This is a genomic window from Baaleninema sp., assembly GCF_049974805.1.
Taxonomy (GTDB): Bacteria; Cyanobacteriota; Cyanobacteriia; order Cyanobacteriales; family Geitlerinemataceae; genus Baaleninema.
In genome coordinates, this window is sequence record NZ_JBNGCO010000037.1 from 16,695 (window position 1) to 38,862 (window position 22,168).

Annotated in this window: 15 protein-coding genes; 5 read left to right on the forward strand and 10 right to left on the reverse strand. The window is 52.2% G+C overall.

Annotated features, from left to right (window positions below; translation table 11 throughout):
• Nucleotides 1-81: 81 nt before the first annotated feature.
• The 5 genes from ACP5D4_RS09470 to ACP5D4_RS09490 all read right to left on the reverse strand — a co-directional run bounded on the left by ACP5D4_RS09470 (nucleotide 82) and on the right by ACP5D4_RS09490 (nucleotide 9,825).
• Complete coding sequence (locus tag ACP5D4_RS09470) at nucleotides 82-294, reverse strand: DUF6464 family protein (RefSeq protein ID WP_428011380.1); 213 nt, start codon at nucleotides 292-294, stop codon at nucleotides 82-84.
• 88 nt (nucleotides 295-382) lie between these two features.
• Nucleotides 383-949 carry a hypothetical protein gene (locus tag ACP5D4_RS09475; RefSeq protein WP_428011381.1) on the reverse strand — a complete coding sequence of 189 codons (567 nt, stop codon included), beginning with the start codon at nucleotides 947-949 and terminating at the stop codon, nucleotides 383-385.
• An 84-nt stretch (nucleotides 950-1,033) separates the two neighbouring features.
• On the reverse strand, nucleotides 1,034-1,960 hold the full coding sequence (locus ACP5D4_RS09480; protein WP_428011382.1) for a ParA family protein: 927 nt from the start codon (nucleotides 1,958-1,960) through the stop codon (nucleotides 1,034-1,036).
• A gap of 106 nt (nucleotides 1,961-2,066) precedes the next feature.
• Nucleotides 2,067-3,779 (reverse strand): ABC transporter permease, encoded by a 1,713-nt coding sequence (locus tag ACP5D4_RS09485; RefSeq protein ID WP_428011383.1) that lies wholly within the window; start codon nucleotides 3,777-3,779, stop codon nucleotides 2,067-2,069.
• A gap of 139 nt (nucleotides 3,780-3,918) precedes the next feature.
• On the reverse strand, nucleotides 3,919-9,825 hold the full coding sequence (locus tag ACP5D4_RS09490; RefSeq protein WP_428011384.1) for a DUF4347 domain-containing protein: 5,907 nt from the start codon (nucleotides 9,823-9,825) through the stop codon (nucleotides 3,919-3,921).
• 634 nt (nucleotides 9,826-10,459) lie between these two features.
• Here ACP5D4_RS09490 and miaB point away from each other — a divergent pair.
• Complete coding sequence (miaB, locus tag ACP5D4_RS09495) at nucleotides 10,460-11,818, forward strand: tRNA (N6-isopentenyl adenosine(37)-C2)-methylthiotransferase MiaB (protein ID WP_428011385.1); 1,359 nt, start codon at nucleotides 10,460-10,462, stop codon at nucleotides 11,816-11,818.
• 296 nt (nucleotides 11,819-12,114) lie between these two features.
• Entirely contained in the window at nucleotides 12,115-13,359 is a 1,245-nt protein-coding gene (locus ACP5D4_RS09500) for a glycosyltransferase (RefSeq protein WP_428011386.1), read from the forward strand.
• 48 nt (nucleotides 13,360-13,407) lie between these two features.
• Here the strand turns inward: ACP5D4_RS09500 and ACP5D4_RS09505 are convergent, their stop codons facing one another.
• The gene (locus ACP5D4_RS09505) at nucleotides 13,408-14,283 is read right to left on the reverse strand and encodes an S-methyl-5'-thioadenosine phosphorylase (protein WP_428011387.1); all 876 of its coding nucleotides are present in this window, start codon (nucleotides 14,281-14,283) and stop codon (nucleotides 13,408-13,410) included.
• Nucleotides 14,284-14,715: 432 nt separating this feature from the next.
• Between ACP5D4_RS09505 and ACP5D4_RS09510 the strand changes: the two genes are divergently transcribed.
• On the forward strand, nucleotides 14,716-14,919 hold the full coding sequence (locus ACP5D4_RS09510; protein ID WP_428011388.1) for a hypothetical protein: 204 nt from the start codon (nucleotides 14,716-14,718) through the stop codon (nucleotides 14,917-14,919).
• A gap of 163 nt (nucleotides 14,920-15,082) precedes the next feature.
• Entirely contained in the window at nucleotides 15,083-15,301 is a 219-nt protein-coding gene (locus ACP5D4_RS09515; RefSeq protein WP_428011389.1) for a hypothetical protein, read from the forward strand.
• Here the strand turns inward: ACP5D4_RS09515 and ACP5D4_RS09520 are convergent.
• The 3 genes from ACP5D4_RS09520 to ACP5D4_RS09530 form a co-directional block, all read right to left on the reverse strand.
• Nucleotides 15,287-16,114 carry a Tab2/Atab2 family RNA-binding protein gene (locus ACP5D4_RS09520; protein WP_428011390.1) on the reverse strand — a complete coding sequence of 276 codons (828 nt, stop codon included), beginning with the start codon at nucleotides 16,112-16,114 and terminating at the stop codon, nucleotides 15,287-15,289. The two genes, ACP5D4_RS09515 and ACP5D4_RS09520, sit on opposite strands and share 15 nt — an antisense overlap.
• A gap of 190 nt (nucleotides 16,115-16,304) precedes the next feature.
• A complete protein-coding gene (locus tag ACP5D4_RS09525) occupies nucleotides 16,305-17,417 on the reverse strand; it encodes a mechanosensitive ion channel family protein (protein ID WP_428011391.1) in 1,113 nt (370 codons plus the stop codon).
• A 23-nt stretch (nucleotides 17,418-17,440) separates the two neighbouring features.
• Nucleotides 17,441-18,526, reverse strand: a complete 1,086-nt coding sequence (locus ACP5D4_RS09530) for a mechanosensitive ion channel family protein (protein WP_428011392.1) — start codon at nucleotides 18,524-18,526, stop codon at nucleotides 17,441-17,443.
• A 166-nt stretch (nucleotides 18,527-18,692) separates the two neighbouring features.
• Between ACP5D4_RS09530 and ACP5D4_RS09535 the strand changes: the two genes are divergently transcribed.
• Nucleotides 18,693-20,135, forward strand: a complete 1,443-nt coding sequence (locus ACP5D4_RS09535) for a protein adenylyltransferase SelO (RefSeq protein ID WP_428011393.1) — start codon at nucleotides 18,693-18,695, stop codon at nucleotides 20,133-20,135.
• A 285-nt stretch (nucleotides 20,136-20,420) separates the two neighbouring features.
• Here ACP5D4_RS09535 and mgtE read toward each other — a convergent pair whose 3' ends face one another.
• The gene (mgtE, locus tag ACP5D4_RS09540; RefSeq protein WP_428011394.1) at nucleotides 20,421-21,827 is read right to left on the reverse strand and encodes a magnesium transporter; all 1,407 of its coding nucleotides are present in this window, start codon (nucleotides 21,825-21,827) and stop codon (nucleotides 20,421-20,423) included.
• Between the last annotated feature and the right edge of the window lie 341 nt (nucleotides 21,828-22,168).

The following is a 22,168-nucleotide window of genomic DNA, read 5'->3' on the forward strand; positions in this document are numbered from 1 at the left end:
AATTGGCTCAATTGGCATTTGAGAGGGTTTCCCTCGTCCCGTTCTATCGGGTTGCAAGGGAACGGACAATCCCACAGATGCCTATGGCGATCGCTTGGGTTGATAGTGGCGACAAGTCGAACAGGGTCCCGAAGGGTTCACGGCGCACAGAAGATAGGCGGAGTTGGCGTAATACTGACAGCTATAGCGGCGATCGCCCGTTCTTTGTGCGACCCGTTGGCGGTAGTGTTCGATCTGCCTACGGATTTTTTCGTGGTAGAGCAACCGCATCCGTTGTTCGATGAAAGCGTCCATTGAGGCGTTTGAGTGTGGAGGAGTCGTCCATTTCAGTCTAACAACGGACATCGGGAATGCAGCCAAAATTCAGGATTCCTGTGGTTGGCTAACGCAAATCGAAGGAGGTGAAGAATCGATCGGCGTTTTCTGAAAAATTGCCCGACGCCGTTTCGTTGGAGGTGGCGATCACTTGATATAGCCGCGAGTTGACCAAATAAAATCGAGCCAATCCCGCCGCCCCCTCTGGCGTTGTATACTCGACTTCTAAGGCTGGATAGCCCTCCAGTTGTAACACCGTACTGAATTCTTCGTTGGCTTCGATTCCTGCGAGAAATCCCTGTTTGACGGCTTGCAAGAACTGGGTCGGTTCTCCCATGCGATCGATAAACTCGTTGGGATAGTCCGAATAGGTGACGAGATACTCGCTTTGAGAGTCTTTCGCCGCAAACGCATATAAGGCGATGGGTTCGCCGGGAAAATCGATCGATTCCGTGGACGTTTGTGGCGGTTCTGGCATCATCACCTGAAACCGGCCTTCCTGAGATGCGAAAACCCGCCAGGTCGAGCTATCTTGTGCCAAAACGACCAACTCCGGAGGAATGCTGGCCGCACAGGGAGGCACACCCAAGCCTAACGCCACGGTTGGAACCAGACAAAACCATCGGGCGTTCATGGTTTAGACTCCTTTCTCAAAGGTGTGAGGAACGCGATCGCAGGGCTTTTTTGCCAGCAGGGTGCGATACGGCTCGTCTTACGCTCATTCTAATTTAGATAGGCGGACGCTCTGGGAGGCAGGGGTCAGTTTTTGAAGTTTCGCCAAAAATTCTTGCGCCAGCGCTTTAAAGGCTTTAGAACCTGCCGTGTTGGGATCGCTGAGAACCACGGGTTTGAAGCTATCTACAGCCCGAGATACGCTCACGTCCATGGGGATTGAGGTTTTGAAAACCTGGGAATCGTTAAACTCTTGACGAACCCGTTTCATCACCTGTTTGTAATAGCGACCCGCTAAAATACTGCGAGACATGGTAAAGACAATTCCCACCAATTGAGTCTGCTGTTTTTTATCGACTTGATGGGTTTCAATTATTTTTTTAACTTGACGCTCCAACAGTTGCATCCCGATATAAGAAAGAGGTTCCGGCTTGGCGGGAATGAGGTAAAAATCACTGCAAACCAGACTGCTTCGGGTGATTAAGTTATAACTGGGAGCGCAATCTAAAAAGATAAAATCGTAGTGAGGAACCAGGGGTTTGAGGATACCGTACATCAGGGAATCTTCAAAGGAGTTCCAGACCGTCTCGAAGTTACGTTCGGGATTACGAATAGCTTTTTTGTAGAGAACTTCGGACACCAAAAAATCGTTATACAAATCGATATCACCGGGAAGAATATCGATCCCCCCTAGATTTCCGGCATAAGGACGGACGATATCTTTGGCATCCGTCGTCCCGAGATCCCCGGTAATCGATTTTTGAATCAGATATTTCAGCGTCCCGTGCTGTTTGCGAATTTGCGCGAAATCCGTCGGCGACATCAGCGAGAGCGTGGCGCTAATTTGCGGGTCGAGATCGACGACGAGGACGCGCTTGCGGTGGTCTTTCGCCAAACACGCCGCTAAATTAACGGTCATAGTGGTTTTTCCCACGCCGCCTTTCATGTTTGTGGTGGCTACCAGATAACCCATCCGCAGTGTTCCTCAAACAGTCCCCATCTAATGTATCAGATGGGGAGGTGATGAGGTCAGGCGGTCAGGAGGTGATGAGGCGATCGGAGAATTTCCCATCATCTCGTCATCCCATCGTCTCCTTAGAACGCGATCGAGCGATGCGCCAACTCAGGAAAATTACCGGAACGATCCCCACCGCCACGAGAGCTAACGCGGGACCCGAGGCTTCGGCCAGGCGTTCGTCTGAAGCCAGGTTGTAGACGCGCACCGCCAGGGTGTCGAAGTTAAAGGGACGAATCACCATGGTGGCGGGAAGCTCTTTCATGACGTCGACAAACACCATCATGGTGGCGGTCAGCAATCCTCCCCACATCATGGGAACGTGGACGTTGAACAGGGTACTCAAGGGGGTGTACCCGAGGCTGCGAGAGGCTTCGTCGAGGCTGGGGGCGATTTTCCCGAGGCTGGATTCGATGCTGCTGAGAGAAACGGCCAAAAACCTCACCAGATAGGCGAAAATCAGGATGGTGACGGTGCCGCTGAGTAACAGTCCGGTGGAAATGTTAAAGGTCGATCGCATCCAGCGATCGATGGTGTTGTCTAACGCCCCCACGGGAACTAATACCCCCACCGCAATGGCCGAACCGGGAATGGCGTATCCTAGGGCGGAGACGCGCAGGGCCAAACGCATCCAGGGGGAGGGGTTGAGACGGACGCCGTAGGCGAGAATCAAGGCGACGATCGCGCCGATAACGGCGGTCAGGCTGGCTAAAAACAGGCTGTGACGGGCGAATTCCCAAAATCGATCGCCAAAGGTTTCGTCCGATTTGGCGATCGCCAGTTGTAACAATACGCCACCGGGAATGATAAAACCGAAAATGACGGGTAAGCTACAGGCGAGATTGGCTCCCATCCCTCGAAATCCCTTCAGGTCAAATCGCGGCGGTTGTTGGAACGATGCGGAAGTTTGATAGTAAGTGGCTTGACGCCGCGACCACCGTTCGAGAAGCAGCAAGGCGAACACGAACAGCAACAGAAACGCCGCGAGTTGCGTGGCGGCGATGCGTTCTCCCATGGCGAACCAGGTGCGGTAAATCCCGGTGGTGAAGGTATCGACGCCGAAATACTGCACCGTTCCGAAGTCGTTGAGGGTTTCCATTAAGGCGAGGGCGGTTCCGGCGGCGATGGCGGGACGGGCCAGGGGTAGGGCGACGGTGAAGAAACTCCGCCAGGGATTGCAGCCGAGGACGCGACTGGCTTCGAGGGTACAGACGGACTGTTCGAGAAACGCCACCCGGGCCAACATATAGACGTAAGGATAGAGGGTGAGCGTGAGGAGTGCGATCGCCCCGCCGATCGATCGAATGTTGGGAAACCAGTAATCGCCGTATTCCCAGTTAAACCAATCTCGCAAGAGACTTTGCACGGGTCCGGAAAATTCCAGAAAGTCGGTATAGGTGTAGGCTAAAACGTAAGCTGGGGCAGCCATGGGCAGCAACAACGCCCACTCGAACATCCGCACGCCGGGAAAGCGACAGGCGCTCACCAGCCAAGCGGTTCCCGCCCCAATGGTGACGACGCCGAAACCCACCCCCACCATTAAAAGTACGGAATTGCGGACGTATCGGGGCAGGACGGTGGTGGCGAGATGCTGCCAGACCTCGCTGGCGTCGAAAAAGATACTGCCGAGAACGAATAAAATCGGCGATGCGATGACGAGGGCGATGGCGATCGATACGACCGTCCATAACTGAAAACGCCAATTTGACAAAAACCCAGTCTCTGACAGTGGGTCAGAGCGTTTCTCTGAGGGTTTGCGGTAAAACCAACGAAACATGAAAACGGAAATCGCTAAGGATCGATCGAAGCGGCAAGTCGAGAAAAACGGCATTGTACAGGGGTGAACCCCTTGAAAATGCCGTCTGTCGGGGTGGGTATGCCCACCCCTAAGGTTTCATCATCCCATCACCGAGAACTTACTGAAAATCACTTTCGTCGATTTCTGAGGGGGCAAATCCCACCACTGTCGCCAGGGTGGTATTTCCGAGGCGAATGAGGGTATCGTTCTCCGCCTGTGCCACCGTAAGCTGTTCCAGGGTGAGACCGCCGGACAAGAGGAACGAGTCACTTCCTTTTTGGAAATCGGCGATGGTGAGGTTGCCGCTGTTGGCGGACAGGAGAAATCGATCGTTTCCCTCGCCTCCCACGAGACTGTCGTTACCGCGATCGCCACTGAGAAGGTCGTTTCCGTCTCCTCCCATGAGGGTATCGTCCCCATCGCCGCCGAAGAGGGTATCGTCGTCATCGCCGCCGCTGAGTTTGTCGTTCCCCTCGTTTCCTGCTAGGAGATCGTTCCCAACGCTGCCACAGAGGAGGTCGTCTCCGTCCCCAATCCGTTCGATGTTGGTATTGGCACCGATAAGGGTATCGTCTCCGTCGCCGCCGCAGAGGGTATCATTACCCAAATCCCCCGATAGGTTGTCGTTTCCGGCTTCGCCCCAGATGAGATCGTCGTCTTGGCCGCCGAGGGCGATGTCGTCACCGTCGCCACCCACGAGACTGTCGTTGCCTTGGTTGCCCAGAAGGATATCGTCACCGATACCGCCGAAGACGATATCGGAATCTGCCTGGGCATCGTCAGTTTCGGGATTTCCCGTGTCGCCGACGAGGATATCGTTACCGCCGTTACCGTAGACGATATCCCGGCCGCGATCGCCAAAGACGACATCGTTTCCGTCTTCGCCGTAGACGATATCATCGTCTTTTCCAGCAAATACGATATCGTCGCCGTGGCCGGCTTTAATCAGGTCGTTGCCGTTGTTTCCGGCGATGAGGTCGTTATCGGGAACGCCAGGGACAGCGTCGTTAGAACTGCCGAGGATGGTATCGTTGCCGAGTTCTCCTTTAATGGTGTCGTTGCCGCCATCGCCGAAAATGAGGTCTTGGTCTTTTCCGCCGAGGATGCGATCGTCCCCGTCGCCGCCGGAAATGCTATCGTCCCGTTCGTTGCCGTGGATGAAGTCGTTTCCGGCACCGCCGTAAATCAACTCGTAGCCGTCTTCGTCGGGGAGGGTGGGGTCCATCGATCGCCCGACGATGGCATCGTCGCCGTCTCCTCCCATGAGGATATCGGCACCGCGATCGCCGAAGAGGATGTCATTGCCTTCACCGCCGTCTACGGTATCCCCATCGCGGCCGCCGAAGAGGGTATCGTCCCCTATACCGCCGGAAAGCACATCGTTGCCGGGGTTGCCGTGAAGGATATCGGCTTCCGTGGCGGCGTCTCCAGTGTCGGGACTGCCTTTAATGGTGTCGTTGCCGAAGTTACCGTTGAGGGAGTCGTTGCCTTCATCCCCCAAGATGAGGTCGTTGTCTTTGCCCCCTTCGATGATGTCTGTCCCCGTTCCACCGGAGATGGAGTCGTCGTTGGAGTTGCCGTTGAGGGTATCGTCGCCCTCGTTTCCGTAAATGAGATCGCGTCCGGAGGGAATGTTGCCATCGAGAAGGAGTTCGTCTCCGGCGATGGCGTCGTCTCCCCTGTCTCCGGAGAGGGTATCGTCGCCGCGATCGCCCCAGATGAGATCGTTGTCGCGACCGCCGAAGACGAGGTCGTTGTCTTTCCCGGCGAAGATGGTATCGTCTCCTTCGTTACCGCCGATGAGGTCGTTGCCTTGGTTTCCGGCGATGGCGTCGCGATCGCGAGTTACGTTCGCATCGCCAGAAATCCCCCCTTGTAGGAAGTCGTCTCCCTCAAATCCCCGCAGTCCGTCGCTACCTTCGCGGCCTTGTAGTTCGTCGTTTCCGGCGGTGCCTTCGAGGAGGTTATCTCCGGCGTCTCCCTCTTGGCGGTTTTCCAGGGCCATCTCGAAGCTGTTGGTGTCGAGAATGGGGAGTTCGTCGATTTCTGGGGGGTCGATCGTCCCTAACCCGGCCACTTCCGGCATCGCCGGTTCGAGGGGGGCTGGGGGACAGCAGGGGGTCTCGACCTCTGAATCGGGACTGGCGGGGATATCTGGTTCGGGTTCTGGTTCTGGTTCCGGTTCCGGTTCCGGGTCCGGGTCGGGAGTGGGGGCTGGGACTGTTGGCGTTGTTGTTCGTGCGATGGAAACGGTGGCTGGCGTCGGGTCTTCTTCCCCGGTATTATCGACGGCAGCATAGGTAAAGCTGGTACCCGAGAAGTTGTCCCCAGCGACGAAAACCAGTTTTTCGATCTCTTGCGGCGACAGTTTTTGACCCGGTTGAATGCGAATATCGTCCGCCGGGTCGCCCAAATAGAGAATTCCGCCGTTGGGAATGGTTTTGATGACGTAATACGACACGCTACCATCGTTGTCGCTACCGCCCAACCCGGTCAGGGTGCGACTTTGACCGGGAAGTACGCTGTTGGACGCGCCATCGGTTTCAGGAGGATTGTTATCGGCTGTCAGCGTTACGGTGGCAGGGGTCGGGTCGCGATCGCCGTCGTTGTCCGTGGCGAAGTACTCGATCGTCACATCTGCGTTGGGATCGCCAACCTTGAAATACAACTGTTGCAGTTGGTCGGGAGTTAACTGAGTATCTGCGGTAATCTCGTTACCCAGTGCCGGATCTCCGATATATAGCTTTCCACCACTGGGTGGAGAAACGGTGTAGAAAGCTACGTTGCCGTCGGGATCGCTGCCCCCTAATCCATTGAGTTTTATAATGTCGCCCGAATTAGAAGGCAAACTTTGCGTTACGTCCTGCGTATCGGGGACTTGGTTTCCCGCATTCAGCGTTACTGTCGCCGGAGTCGGATCGACTTTTCCATTATCGTCAATAGCAGAATAAGTGAAGCTCGTCCCGTTAAAACCCGGGCCAGGGAGAAACACCAATTTGTCGATATCAGCAGCATCGATTTCTTCATTGGCGTTAATTTCCCTGAAACCATCGGGAGCCATCGGATCTTCGATAAGAAGCGTTCCGTTACCTGGAACCGTATTAATTTTGTACTTAGCGACACTCCCGTCGGGATCGTCTCCTCCCAATCCTGTAATTGCGGTGGGAATACCTGGGGGAATCGTGGTACTGCTACTGGCGGTATTCGGCGGTACGTCTACAGTGGTGTTATCGGTATCTGGGGGAACGTTACCGCCGTTCGGTGTAAGTTGAACGGTGGCCGGGGTCGGATCTTCTGCACCGTCTTCATCGATCGCCGCGTACTTGAAACTGGTTCCTGTAAAACCTGTTGCTGGCGGTTTGAAATAGAGACTGTCGAGTTCGGCTTTGGTTAAGTTGTCAACTTGGGAAAGATTGGTAATTGGTGTTCCCCCCGTAGCGGGATCTCCGAGGTACAGAGTACCTTCAGTGGGAAGTTCGGTAATTTTAAAGGTTAAGTCGTCTGTGTCGGTGTCGTCGTCCGTTCCCCCCAAGCCAGTTAATGGTGTCCCTGCCGTGAGATTGTCAAAATCTGCGTCTGTCGTATCTGGAGGGGCATTTCCATCTAAATCGACGGTTGCCAAATCGGATTCAGCACCGTGATTATCGACAGTCCGAAATGTAAAACTCGTGTCGATATTACCGGGGTTCGAGTCTGCACGAAATACTAATTGCTGAACTTGGTCGGGGGTTAGCTGTTGTCCGGCTGTAACGACAAACCCACCGTTGTCGGGATCTCCAACGTAAAGGGTTCCATCCGACGGTAACGATTCGATGACGTAATATTGAACTGTACCATCGTCATCATCGCCTGAAATCGATAAATTCGTGTCAGTGTCATTCACGGTGACAGACTTATCGTCTGCTGTAGGCGGATCGTTCAGCGTGACGGTTGCGGGTTCGGAAATGCGAAATCGGCTGTCTTGTGCGCGATATTGAAACGTTGCGCCTTGAAAATCATAACCGTCCGTTGGATCGAACTGGAGATGGTTGAGATCGTCAATGGGAATTTTGTCGCCAGGTTCGACGTCATCCCCCTGAAACGTCAACTTACCTTCCGAGGCAGGCGGTAAAGTGTCGATAATAAAGTACTCGATATCGTCCCCATCTGGGTCGAGTGCAAAAAGACTTGCGATCGACACAGGATTTTCGTCCGGAACGTCCACCACCGTATCTTGTGCCACTGGTGGCGCGTTAGCAATCATTTCAGCTTTGTCGTCATCGCTGATGGAATTAACAACTTTGTCGGTGTCGTCAGGATCGACGAGACTGAACCCCGGAACGCTTACTGTCGCTGTATTAGTGACAAAATCACCAATCGGCGTCGATCCTTGAACCTTCGCCGTAACCGTATAAACTGCCGTGTAGTTTTTATCGAGGTCGATCGTTCGATCGATCGCTCCCGTCCCTGAAGTTTCGGAAACCGTATTGTCGCTGGCATCTTGAATAACTTCAGTCCAAGCAAAACTGCTAAATCCACTCGCTAAAGGATCGGAAACCTGAATACCTTCAATGAGACCATCAGTAATGTTACCGCTAACTGGATCTTTTATCCCCTTGTTTTCAATGGTAATTGTATAAGTTAGCGTATCCCCTGAATTAGCAATACCATTACCCGTTTGTTCGTCCTCCTTGTCCACTTTAATATTGAGGAATGGTGAAGGTTGGGGTAAAGTTGCAAAATCAGTGATGTCCGCCGAAAGATCGCTGATTTTCGTGGCTGTTAGTTCTTCATTGGCCGGTGGAGTTCGGAAGTCATTTTCTTCTAACTTGAAAAGTCGTTTGTTACTGGTAAAGTATAGCGATCCGTCAGAACCAAACGCCAAAGCACCTGCACCATCTGCATCGAGTGGTGTAGTACCGTCTGGTTCAAACAGATCGCCAATAAATTCTCCCGTTCCCGAAGTTGGGTTACTCGCATCATCTAGTGTTACTTTGTAAAGCTGATAAACCCCTTGATTAGGACGAGCAACTGTGACATAAAAAACATCAGCATTTTCCGGATCGAAGGCAATATCTCCTCCCCCCCGACCGAATTCTCCTGTGATTTCTCCATCAGGCCCCGCTTTTTGGTTGAATTTTAAAACCACGGGAGCTTGGGTTACATCGTTCTTGTCGATCGTATATAAATTTACATAATTTTCATCGTTATCTACATTGACAGAAGCAGAAGTCATGGCAAATAAATTGCCATCCTGAGATTGGCCGAGTTTTAGGAGTGGCTTGTTTTCACCAATCCCCACTTCACCCAGAGATTGGGGGTTTTGAATAGCATTTCCGGAGACTTCACTCGAATAAAATTGAACTGAACCGTCTTCCTCGGTATTCGCATAGAAGAGAGTACCCGTGCTATCTCGTGCTAATGCAAAGGATTGATTTTGCAGAGTTCCAAGAGTGGTCAAATCTCCAGTCTCAAGATCGACAACGAAGAGCTGCTCACTGTTCGGTCCACCTGTGGCATAAAGACGGTTTTCTAAGTTTAACGTCCCCGAATAACGAAATAAAATCTCGGGACGAAAGGCAATAGAAGAAAAAATATTTCCGAGGCAAACGTCGAATTCCCACAGTCCTCGTCCCAACATTTGAGAAGACGCGGCAATACTCGCCTGGGTTAACTGGTGCAGTTTTGCCAAAAACTGACGGCCGAGATTTCCCGCACCTGTCCGACAACTGTAAAGAAAAATTTCTGACTGGGAACTAAATGCAGCCGTCCAACGTCCAATAACTTTTTTATAACGATCGATCGTCTTCACATCCAAATTCGTCGATCCCAACTGCACGCGACCCGGTTCCCCGTGCGCGACGATGTGGATCGATCGCACGTCGTTGTAATGAGAAAGCGTGTTTGCAATCTGTTCGATACCGTCTTGCGCTGGCGAAAGAACGACAACATCGGTATTTGCGACAACGCCCCGAACGAGATCCTCGTAGCGATCGACACTGGCATCGACAAAAAGGATTTGGCGCGCACTCTGACTGTTATTCATGGGAAATTTGGGTCGTTTCAAATCTGGGGTGGCAGTTACAGATCGAACCGGACGCAACCGATCGCGACCGTATTTATACGTAGAGTATCTCTGAAATTGTGCGATCGCCACCTAAAAAATACGCTCGCCCGAGCGCCATGAGAGGACGTTACTCGGAACGAGGTGGCGATATCGCAGGTTCTCCGCACAAACTTTTAAATTCGGAGGTAGATGCAACGCCCGATCGCTTAATTTGACTCCAGTTTACTCCATAAATTTACTTTTTTGCATAAAGTTTGCTTGGATTTATCTTAAAAATTATGTAAAGAAATCGAAGCCTCAACTCCGGTCTGTGTAAATACCTGGAGGTTTGACCGTGCGATCGCGCATAAAAAAACCGAAAATTCTATCTAAGTGCAAGTTGGAATCATCTCCACAACGACTTAAAAATATGACACTTGCTCCCTCATTTCCGATCGATATTTTTTTCAAAAAGGTTTTCAATATTCCATCGGTTTTTCCATAACTCAACCCTTCTCGAACCTCATCGATCGCCTGCGAGTCCCCCAACCTAACCATCTGTCCCGTCAACCTCAGAAGTCGATCGACTCGCTACAATAAAGGTTCGATCGAGATTTCAGACTGACAAACGCTCATGACCACGTCTCCCCGTCGCTACCACATCACCACCTTCGGCTGTCAGATGAACAAAGCTGACTCCGAACGGATGGCCGGAATCCTCGAATCGCTCGACTACCAACAGAGCGACAACCCGGAAACCGCCGATCTCGTCCTGTACAACACCTGCACCATTCGCGATAACGCCGAACAAAAAGTCTACTCCTACCTCGGCCGACAAGCCAAACGCAAACAAACCAACCCCAATTTAACCCTAATCGTGGCCGGATGCGTCGCGCAACAAGAAGGAGAAGCCCTCCTGCGCCGCGTCCCCGAACTGGATATGGTGATGGGACCGCAACACGCCAACCGCCTCGGCGACCTCCTCGAACAAGTCTTGGCGGGAAATCAGGTGGTTGCTACCGAACCCGTCCACATTATGGAAGACATCACCAAACCCCGCCGCGATAGTCAAGTCACGGCTTGGGTGAACGTCATCTACGGTTGCAACGAACGCTGTACCTACTGCGTAGTCCCCAACGTGCGGGGAACCGAACAGTCTCGCACGCCGGAAGCGATTCGGGCGGAAATGGAAGACTTGGCACGCCAAGGCTATAAAGAAGTGACGCTTCTCGGTCAAAACATCGACGCCTACGGACGAGATTTGCCGGGAACGACGCCGGAAGGCCGCCACAAACATACCCTCACGGATCTCTTGTACTATGTCCACGACGTACCGGGGATCGATCGTATTCGCTTCGCTACCAGTCACCCCCGCTATTTCACCGAACGCCTCATTCGCGCCTGTCAGGAACTCCCCAAGGTCTGCGAACATTTCCACATTCCCTTCCAGTCCGGGGATAACCAGGTTCTCAAAGCCATGTCTCGCGGCTACACTCACGAAAAATACCGACGTATTATCGAGACGATTCGTAAGTATATGCCGGACGCCGCCATCAGTGCTGATGCGATCGTGGGCTTTCCCGGCGAAACGGAAGAACAGTTTCAAAATACTCTGAAACTCGTTGCAGATATCGGGTTCGACCAACTCAATACCGCTGCCTATTCTCCCCGTCCCGGTACGCCTGCGGCAGAGTGGGACAATCAACTGAGTGAAGAGGTCAAAAGCGATCGACTGCAACGACTCAACCACCTCGTCGCACAAAAAGCTGCCGATCGATCTCAACGCTATTTCGATCGCGTCGAAGAAGTCCTCGTCGAAGATCGCAACCCCAAAAACCCCCGCCAGGTCATGGGACGCACCCGAGGCAACCGCTTGACCTTCTTTGAAGGGGAGATCGATCGACTCAAAGGACAAACGGTTCCCGTCAAAATTACCGAAGTTCGCGCCTTCAGCTTAACGGGAACCGCCCTTTCCTTAGTGGAAAGCCGTTGACAGAGACCCCGCACTCACGGTTGACAGCCAGATCCCCGGCATCTCCAAGATGCCGGGGATCTCAAGCCTTCACGGGATTGGCTTCACCGTCGAGGGTGGAAAGAGTACGGAAAACCCCATTTCGACCGAAAACAGAAACGCCGAAACCTTTGGCCGATCGGCTTTGTAAGCCTATAACAACGCCTTTAGACGAAAATGCTAAAATCAAGCCAAACGATTCGTCCTCGCGATGGGAATTGAAGAGGCCAAGCCTCTCTCAGTGCTGACTGGCGGGAACGCTCAAAGGAATCTTGACTATGGCTTCTGCACGACATATTGCCCTGATTTCAGTTCATGGCGATCCGGCGATCGAAATTGGAAAAGAAGAGGCGGGGGGACAAAACGTTTACGTTCGTCACGTCGGCGAAAGCCTTGCCGAGCAAGGTTGGCAGGTGGATATGTTCACCCGCAAAACTGCCCCCGACCAAGTTTCTATTGTCGAACACCACGACAACTGTCGCACGATTCGACTCACGGCCGGACCGGAACGCTTCGTTCATCGAGATAATATCTTTCAGTATTTACCCACCTTCATCGATCGCTTCCTCGACTTTCAAGCCGAATCGGGCCTGCAATATCGCCTCGTTCACACCAACTATTGGCTGTCGGCGAGTGTGGGAATGCAACTGAAAACCCGTCAATCTCTGGTACAAGTTCACACCCACCACTCTCTCGGATCGGTGAAGTATCGCTCGGTGAAGGAGATTCCCCCCATCGCCAGCACCCGCTTGGAAACGGAAAAACGCTGCATCGAAACCGCCGATCGCGTTATCGCCACCAGTCCCCAAGAAGCGGACGATATGCGCCAGGTGACGCAACAGGGCAATATCGACGTGATTCCCTGTGGAACGGACGTGCATCGCTTCGGTGCTGTCTCCAAACAGGAGGCTCGCCGCGAGTTAGGTATCTCTCCCCACACGAAACTCGTTTTTTACGTGGGACGCTTCGACCCCCGCAAAGGCATCGAAACCCTGATTCGCGCCATCGGACGCTCGCAACTGCGCGGAAAAGCCGATTTACAACTCATTATCGGCGGCGGAAGTCGTTCGGGACACAAAGACGGCGACGAACGCGATCGACTGATCGCCCTCGTGCGCGATTTGGGCATTGAAGAATTAGTCCATTTTCCGGGTCGCATCGCCGACGGACAAATGGCGGAATATTACGCCGCCGCTGATGTCTGCGTCGTTCCCAGTCACTACGAACCGTTTGGATTGGTGGCCATCGAAGCCATGGCCTCTCGCACCCCCATCGTCGCCAGTGCTGTCGGTGGATTGCAGTACACTGTTGCCCACGAGGAAACCGGACTACTCGTTCCCGCTAAGGACGATGCGGCTTTCGCCGAGGCGATCGATCGAATTCTCCTCGATTCCGATTGGCGCGATCGACTCGGAAACGCCGCCCGTCAGCGGGTTCTCGACCAGTTCAGTTGGGAAAGCGTCGCCCAACAACTTGGTGAAGTCTACTCGGAACTCTTAACGGAATCGGCGTTACCCGTTTAGGGAGATGAGGGGATGATGGGAAATCTCCCTATCTCCCCCTCTCCCTGGCTAGACCAAATACTTGGCTAAGAACAACTTCAATTTTTCCTTCGTCTCGGCGGGAGCTTTGTCCAACGGCGTAATCACCGCAAACTTCAACGCCGAATGTGCTTCGGAGACGAAGGGGTTTTCGCTCAGACGGCGTACCGCGTCGCGAATTACCTTCTGGGCGTTTTCGGCGTTGTGGTGTAAGTTCTCCACCACCATTTCCACCGTGACGCTATCGTGGTCGGAATGCCAGCAGTCGTAATCGGTGACTAAGGCGAGGGTGGCGTAGGCGATTTCCGCTTCTCGAGCCAGTTTCGCTTCCGTGAGGTTGGTCATGCCGATGACGGAAGCGCCCCAACTGCGATATAACTCCGATTCGGCTTTGGTGGAAAAGGCTGGTCCTTCCATGCAAACGTAGGTTCCGCCTCGGTGAACGTCAGCTTCGCCCAGGTCGATACTTTCGGCGGCGTCGGCTAAAACTTCGGCCAGTTGCGGACAAACTGGGTCGCCAAAGCCGATGTGCGCCACGATGCCGTTGCCGAAGAAGGTGGCGGCGCGATCTTTGGTGCGATCGATAAACTGGTCGGGAACGACTAAATCGATGGGTTTGACCGCTTCTTTGAGGGACCCCACCGCCGAGGCGGAGATGAGATAGTCTACGCCGAGACTCTTCATGGCGTAGATGTTGGCGCGAAAGGGCAATTCTGAGGGGAGAAGGTGGTGGTTGCGGCCGTGACGGGCGAGAAACGCGACGCGGGTTCCGTCTAGGGTGCCGAGAACGATCGCATCGGAGGGATCGCCGAACGGCGTTTTGACGCGCACTTCTTCGATGTCTTGGAGCGCCTCCATTTTATAGAGTCCGCTACCGCCGATAATGCCGATTTTTGCTTGAGTCATAGCGTTTTTTCTGGATTTTGACGAGGTGTGTTTGAGAATCGAGCGGGCAGGGTTTCGGTTCGAGCGTTGGCGATCGCGGTTAAAAATTCCTTCGTCGAACTTTAATTTTACCCGGTGGCGCCATCGCGCCTCGAGCGTTCTGAACTTGAGAAAACGTCACCGTTCCCACAGAATTTCAACGGAATTCGAGAACGTTTCCCAATCCGATTCTGAGAAGGTTCGTTATCGCCCGTAACAGTCCGGGGTTTATTTTTTGATGTTCTTGCCAAAAGAGCAAGACGCAAATTTGATGTCTTTTGTCAGTGACCTCGATCGCACAATTGCCTATACACGATCGCCTGTTTTTGTGTCAACGATCGCATCGATTCTTCACACAATCTTTAAAGAGAGTGTTACGATGGCAAGTAGAGGTTTACAGAATCTTTAAAAACCATGTCTGCCCGGATGACCCCCAACAACTATTCCTTGGAGCAAGTGGTCGAGCGAATCTGTCGGTTTCGCCAAATTACCGCTGTCGATCGCGCTTTATTGACCTCTGCACTCCTGTCTCGCCCCGCTATCGATCGCCGAGAACGCAACCTCGTCGATCGTGTTTTTGAAGGACTCGATCGCGGCTGGATCTGGGTTGCGGACTGAAATTCAGTGTCTATCTTTGAAGAAGTTTCAGTTGTAAATTACGAGTTTTTACGTAACTTTTATAATTTCTTTACAATTTGTATCGGTAAATACGGAAAACTCGCAGCGAAAAGCGTATTTTTCAAGGTCAAAGCTAGATAGCCGCTCCAAGTTATCACTGAGTATGACCTCCCAAAACGCTCCATCCCAACTGTCCCTGACGCAAGTGGTCGAACGAATCTTCGCCTTGCGTCAGATTACGCCGATCGATCGCCAACTCCTCCACCGCGCCGTCCTCGATCGAAAAACCCTCAGTCCCGCCGAATACCAGCTAATCCAGCAACTGCAAGAAGCCTTACATCGGGGAAAAATCTGGATTTCCGACGAATCAAGCCGGATATAACAGCCAAAACCCCGTTTGCGTCATACCGGACTCGTCCGGTCGCACCAACAAAAAGTGCAATCCTTTCGCCTCTTGCTGGCGTTGGTGATAAGTACGTGCGGCGGCCTGAACTTCCGCATCTTCAAAAGTTGCCAACACCCAGCGATCGCTCAGTCCCGCTTCCAAAATCAAGCCATCTGGCGCACCGGGAATGTAGTTGATAGCAACCGGACGCACCGAATCCAGCCATCGCGCCAGTTGCAGCGATTGGCGTCCGCCGTCGATGATAACGCCGGGAACCGATTGCGTGGAGGCGACCCCCAACTTCACCGGATGCAGCAGTTCCGGAAACTCCCGAAACCGCATCGGACGGGAGGCAATGCCCTCGAGATCCCCCGCAGGAAGCGACGCAAAGCGCCAGCGATCGCCCCACAATTCTTCCGGAACCGGAACCGGCGCCGGACGGGGAACAGCTAAGGGATCGTAAACCTCCGCCGTGTAACCGGGATGTTGGCGGTATTCCTCAGCGCGTCGCAGCAACCATCGTTTCAAGGGTTCCACGCGCCGCGTCGCCTCCACGGGAACGCCTAACTTTTTGCCAGCGGTTTCGATTAAACTGAGGGATTCGGGACGGAAGACTTGCAACTGTTGCGGAAGTGACACCGCCACTTGTTGAAGTTGCGTTGCAATCCAATCGGAGTTGGCTTGGGATTGCGGACACCAGGCTTGAAACTGAAACGAGAGAGAGCGATCGCAGGCTAACAGTTCCCAGAGGGTTTCGCCAGACTCGTCTCGAACGGGACGACGAAAGAAATCAATTTGCCAAACAGTCATACATGAAGTCGAAAAATAGTCGAACAATTGAGATTTGAGGAATTAGATTTGAGGAAAATCTGTGCGCCAGACAGCCGTTAGAAACCCGCTATCTCCACGATACCGGGTTTTGGGCATCTCACTTCGGCAATTTCCCGAAACCGGATATCTCGAAGAAGCTGGGTTTTCAACACCTCATTTTCGCATCTCCCTACAGCGTAATCGGCGATTCGACGTAAACCGTGGGTTCTTTCGAGGAAAATTCGATGCCAAACTGACTCAGTTTTTGCGCGATGGTTTCGTTGGCGAGTTCTAATAACCGCTTGCGAAGTTGAATGGAATTTTCGTTCGATCCTAGAATAAAAAAGGTGACGCGAGCTTGCATGGCTTTGTCTTCGGCGAGGCGATCGAACGTGATGTTTGTACTGCCGGGATCGATGCCGAATACGGAGTTTGTCGATTCTGTAACCACTTCCCGAACCAGTGCCATATCTTGCTCGTCGAGGGGTTTGAGGAAATCCAGATAAATCATCGACATCACTTTTTTGGCACGGGTGAGGTTTTCGATTTCAATGTTGACGAGAATCGAGTTGGGAACGACGAACAGGGTACTTTTTGCAGAAGTCCGAATTTTGGTCGATCGAATACCGATCGATTCCACGCGCCCCAATTGTCCGTCTTTCAACCGAATATAATCGCCGGGGACGAAGGGTCGATCGAGATATAACACAATGGTACTGAGAACCTGTTCTAAAATCTTCTGTGCGGCGGCTACGATCGCCAAACCCCCGAGTCCCACCCCAGCAAACAATCCGAGTAAATTGAGGTTTTGACTTTGCGCGTAAGCCAACACCGCAAAAAAGCCGATGAGGACGTTCGCCACCGTCTCGAAAACCAGAAGCAGTTCGTCAACTTCTAACCCCATCCGTTTGAGGAGATCGATACCGTAAAGCCGCAAAATTTGTTGTAACAACTTGGAGACTAACCAAGCGATACTGACAATAACGGCTAAATCCAAAAACGGACTGAGAAACTTGTAAAAATTCTTGTACTCTTCCAGCCAAACGGACGAGAGGGAAATTAACACCAACGTTCCCGAGACCCGAAAGGGGTTTTTAATCGGTTGAACGAGGGTGTCGTAGGTGCGGACGACGCCCTCGGCGAAAAATCGATCGATAAACCAACGAACGATGCGCGGTGTAAAGCGTCCTATCAACAAAGAAATTAGGGTAAACCCCAAAAAAATCAACAAATTGAGGATATTCGCCTCCGCTAACCAAGCGGTTCCTCCATTGAGGAACTTCATCAATTCTTCGATATTCATAGAAATTCAAACATTAGAGAGAGTTAAATGGTAATGGGAGAATCCACATAAACCGTCGGACCTTCGCTTTCAAACTCGATGCCGTATTCTTTGAGTTTTTGACCGATTTTTTGGTTAGCCGCGTCGAGAACCTGTCGGCGAATCTCCATAGAGACGTTGCCAGAACCCAAGATGAAAAAGGTAACTTGCGATTGAGTTTTGTTGCGACCGTTTTTGTCGGGAACATCTCGGAAGGAAACGTCCGTATTACGGGAGTCGATACCGAAAATGTCGCCGGTACCGCGCACGATGACTTGACGGATGAGAGCGCGTTCGTCTTCGGGGAGGCGGGTTTGGAAATTCAAATAGAGAATTGCCATGACTTTTTTCGCCCCCGTAAAGTTTTCGATCGTCATTTGGGTTAAGGCGTTGTTGGGAACGATAGCTAAGGTGCCTTTTCCGGACAAACGAATTCGGGTCGATCGCAATCCGATCGATTCGATACGTCCGAAGGTTCCGTCAGGTAAACCCACGTAATCGTCAATGGTAAAGGGTTGGTCTAAATATAAAACAATTCCGCCGAGAACCTGTTCTAAGGTTTTTTGTGCGGCAAATGCGACCGCCAATCCTCCAATTCCTAAACTGGCTAACAACCCCAGTAAATTAACGTTGTGTGCTTGGGCAAAAATAAAGACCGCCAGTAAGATAACGGTTAAATTCGAGAGGACTTTACCGAGGTTGAGGAGTTCGTTGATTTTCGTGCCTTTTTTGATGACAATATCTAATAAGTAGACATCGAATAATTGGGCAAAAACACGAGACAAAAACCAAACCAAGGCGGCAGAAAATCCCAAACTGGTGATAATTTCCCACCCCGACGCCACCTCAAGCCGCAACAGGATAATTTCGGCAAATACAAACGCCAAAACTAACCCGAATTCCGTTAAGTTGGGTTGAAAAACAATTTTAAAAAACTTGCCGATTTTGGACTCTTGAAACGAGGCAGACGCACGGCGAAACAGCGGACGCAAAAGGAGAGCGACGGCTAACGTCAATAATACGCCGATCGCGATCGATCCCCATTGAAACAGACGCTCAACATCAAGCGTTTCCGGTAAATTTTCAACCATCGAACTTTGATTGTATTCCTATAAAACTATTGAGGTTCAGTCGATCGACCGATTTCCTCAAACCCGCACAAAGTTGCATCGGAGAGAAACCATCTGAGACAATACATCTGACACAATACAGGAACCACAGACGACGATTTCGCTTGTCCACCGTCACCCATTCGACATGACTTTAGCCGAACGTTCTCCTCAGATTACGTCCGTCAATCCATTCTTTAACCTCAATTACGAGCCAAATTTTGAATCGTTAGGAGAAGGCTACTACGATATCGTGGCTGCCGCAGAATTTCCGACGCATATCTTGCGTTTTCGCAACGATCGAGTCCTCCCGTTGCTGGGTCTCGACCCCGATCGCGTTTCTAACACCCATTTTATCGAAGCCTTCGGCGAATTTCGAGCCAGTTTGCCTTGTCTCGCCATGTGTTACCACGGATACCAGTTTGGCGAGTACAATCCTCAACTCGGCGACGGACGCGGCTTTCTCTACGGACAAGTTCGCGGAACCGACGGCGAACTTTACGACTTCGGCACCAAAGGAAGCGGTACCACCCCCTACTCTCGCGGTGGCGACGGACGCTTGACGCTGAAAGGCGGTGTTCGGGAAGTCATCGCCGCCGAAACCCTAGAACGCATGGGAGTTCGCACATCTCGCTGTCTCAGCGTCATCGAAACCGGAGAGCGTCTCTGGCGGGGTGACGAACCCTCGCCAACGCGATCGTGTGTTATGGTTCGCATGAGTCGATCGCATATCCGTTTCGGAACCTTCGAGCGATTGCACTATTTACGCCGTCCCGACTGGACGAAAAAACTACTCGATCTCGTTATCGATACCTATTATCCCGAGATCGATCGATCGCAAGACCCCGAAAACGCCTACCTTCGATTTTACGCCGCACTGGTGGCGCGAGTGGCGCGATTAGCCGCTGAATGGATGGCGGCGGGGTTCTGTCACGCCGTCCTCAACACCGACAATATGTCGATTACCGGAGAAAGTTTCGATTACGGTCCTTACGCCTTTATTCCCAACTACGACCCGAAATTTACCGCCGCCTATTTCGACTATTACGGACGTTACAGCTACGGCAACCAACCCCTCGTCTGTAAACTAAATTTAGAGATGTTGCAAACGCCTCTGGCCGGTGCGATCGATCTCGAAGCGATGCAAATCGCCTTAACAGAATTTGACGAAATCTATCATCGCAACTATCGCCAATTGATGCTTCGCAAACTGGGACTCGACGACATTCCCACCGAAGACGCCGAAGAACTGGTGAAATTGACCGTCGAAGTCTTAGAACAAAACCAAGTGGGGTATCACGACTTTTTCAGTCAGCTTCGCCAGCAATTTTCTCCGACATGGCGCGACGACGAAACCGCCATTTTCGCCAACGCCGAACCCTCAGAAAGCCTGCAACCCTGGCGCTTAGTCTATCATCGGATTTTACAGGGACTTTCCACCGTAGAACTCGAAACCGTCGGACAGCGATTGCAAGAAGCCAATCCCTTACTCGTTCCCGTTCGTTCGGAAATTGAAGCCGTGTGGGAACCCATCACCGTCGAGGATAACTGGCAACCCTTTTACGACTTATTAGAGCGAATTTGGCATTAATACGGAACCCGTTTCCGATAAGCTGGCTTTCAAAACGTCTTCACGACATCCCCCCCTTAGCCCCCCTTTCAAAGGGGGGTTGGGGGGATTGGGAAAAATCAGTATTTGAGATTCCGATTCCGTATAATTTGGCATTAATTTGGCATGAATTTGGCATTAATTTGGCATTACCAAAACCCGGTTTTTAGAGAAAAACGAAAAACCGGGTTTCTGGCTCAAACCTCTGTGTCCTCTGTGTCTCTGTGGTGAAACCCATATACCACATAAATCCAATATTGTCAACCCTTAAAACGGAATCACCGCCATCAACAAGCGAGCGATACTGAAATAAATCAACACCCCCAGCACGTCAACCGCCGTGGTAATAAACGGCGCAGACATCAAAGCCGGGTCGAACCCCAGAGACTTAAACAACATCGGAAGCGCCGAACCCGACACCGACGCCAACAGCGAAATCACCATCAAACTGAAACCGACAGCGATGGCCACAATCCAACTTCCTTGTAACAAATAAGCACCAACAGTGACGATCGCCCCGAGCATCGACCCCAACAGAATCCCGGCGATGGCTTCCCGTCGGATAATACGTCCCGCGCCACCCGTCTGAATTTTATCCATATTCAGGCCGCGAATGACCACCGTAGAGGACTGAGCGCCGACGTTTCCCCCCGTTCCGATGAGGAGAGGAATAAACATAGCCAAACTCACCACCTGTTCGAGAATCCCCTGATTGGCGCGAATCACGCCGCTGGTGAGGGTATTCGTAAACAGCAACACCAACAGCCAGAGAACCCGTTGGCGAGCCACGCGAAACAGATTCATCTGGAAGTAATTATCGCCGTCGGCTTGTAACCCTCCCAACGCATAAATATCCTCCGTCGTTTCCTGTTCCAAAATATCGATCACGTCGTCCACGGTGACGATTCCCACCAACCGCCGCTCGCTATCGACCACCGGAAGCGCCAAAAAGTCGTACCGTTGAATAGTACGAGCCACTTCCTCCTGGTCCGTACTCGTGTGAACGAACACCACATCCCGCGTGGCGATTTCCGAAATTTGCTGTTCCGGCTGCGCCACCACCAAATCCCGCAACGAGAGAATTCCCGAGAGATGGCGGTCTGCATCGGTGACGTAGAGAGAATAGACGGTTTCTGTGACGTGCGCCAGACTGCGAATGCGATCGAGGGCTTGCGCCACCGTAAAATGCTCCTTTAAGGAGATATACTCCGGCGTCATGATGCGTCCGGCGGTGTCGGGTTCGTACCCCAACAACAACGCTGTCGCCTGACGTTCGCTAGAACTGAGATTTTTCAGCAGTCGCCGTACTACTTTCGCCGGAAGTTCGTCGAAGAGTTTGGCGCGATCGTCGGGGGACATTTTATCGACGATTTCGCGAACTTCCTGATTTTTGAACTCTTCGATGAGTGACTGTTGGACGCTGGAATCGAGATGTTCGTAGACTTCCGTGGCTTCGTCCTTCGACAGCAAGCGGAAGGCGATGACATGCAGGGTTTCGGGAAGTCCTTCGATGGCCTCGGCGATATCGGCCGGTTGGACGGGAACTAATACGGTTTTCGCACCTTCGAGGTTTCCCACTTCGAGGAACATCTGGAGCTGCGATCGAACTAACTCCCGAAGCTCCCGGCGCGACGAGATACTTTGTAATGTAGACGTATTGGAACTTTCGACCACAGCAACCTCTCGAACTCGAACGAACAACCTGCTGAATCTAGTCTAGAGGGTCTTGCGCCTCTCGCTATCGATCGTCGTTGGAGAGGTTGATGGGGGATACGGGGTCGATCGATCCTTTGGCGGGTTCGTACTTGGGTGTCACCACCGAGACACAGAGGACACAGAGAGGTTTTGGTCGGGTTCGGATTTACGCAGAAACCCGGTTTTTGTCAAGAAACCGGGTTTTTCGTTCTAAGTCTGAGATTCAAATAATGGAATTCCCTGAAGCAACCGGGTTTCTGCGTGATATAAGTCTTGGCGATCGTCTGTTTGCTAATCTTATAGCTTGAATCCCACAACCC

Bases quoted from the DNA above. Each gene is read 5' to 3' on its own strand.
- ACP5D4_RS09470 (WP_428011380.1), bottom strand. From the start codon at position 294: ATGGACGCTTTCATCGAACAACGGATGCGGTTGCTCTACCACGAAAAA.
- ACP5D4_RS09475 (WP_428011381.1), bottom strand. From the start codon at position 949: ATGAACGCCCGATGGTTTTGTCTGGTTCCAACCGTGGCGTTAGGCTTG.
- ACP5D4_RS09480 (WP_428011382.1), bottom strand. From the start codon at position 1,960: ATGGGTTATCTGGTAGCCACCACAAACATGAAAGGCGGCGTGGGAAAA.
- ACP5D4_RS09485 (WP_428011383.1), bottom strand. From the start codon at position 3,779: ATGTTTCGTTGGTTTTACCGCAAACCCTCAGAGAAACGCTCTGACCCA.
- ACP5D4_RS09490 (WP_428011384.1), bottom strand. From the start codon at position 9,825: ATGAATAACAGTCAGAGTGCGCGCCAAATCCTTTTTGTCGATGCCAGT.
- miaB (WP_428011385.1), top strand. From the start codon at position 10,460: ATGACCACGTCTCCCCGTCGCTACCACATCACCACCTTCGGCTGTCAG.
- ACP5D4_RS09500 (WP_428011386.1), top strand. From the start codon at position 12,115: ATGGCTTCTGCACGACATATTGCCCTGATTTCAGTTCATGGCGATCCG.
- ACP5D4_RS09505 (WP_428011387.1), bottom strand. From the start codon at position 14,283: ATGACTCAAGCAAAAATCGGCATTATCGGCGGTAGCGGACTCTATAAA.
- ACP5D4_RS09510 (WP_428011388.1), top strand. From the start codon at position 14,716: ATGTCTGCCCGGATGACCCCCAACAACTATTCCTTGGAGCAAGTGGTC.
- ACP5D4_RS09515 (WP_428011389.1), top strand. From the start codon at position 15,083: ATGACCTCCCAAAACGCTCCATCCCAACTGTCCCTGACGCAAGTGGTC.
- ACP5D4_RS09520 (WP_428011390.1), bottom strand. From the start codon at position 16,114: ATGACTGTTTGGCAAATTGATTTCTTTCGTCGTCCCGTTCGAGACGAG.
- ACP5D4_RS09525 (WP_428011391.1), bottom strand. From the start codon at position 17,417: ATGAATATCGAAGAATTGATGAAGTTCCTCAATGGAGGAACCGCTTGG.
- ACP5D4_RS09530 (WP_428011392.1), bottom strand. From the start codon at position 18,526: ATGGTTGAAAATTTACCGGAAACGCTTGATGTTGAGCGTCTGTTTCAA.
- ACP5D4_RS09535 (WP_428011393.1), top strand. From the start codon at position 18,693: ATGACTTTAGCCGAACGTTCTCCTCAGATTACGTCCGTCAATCCATTC.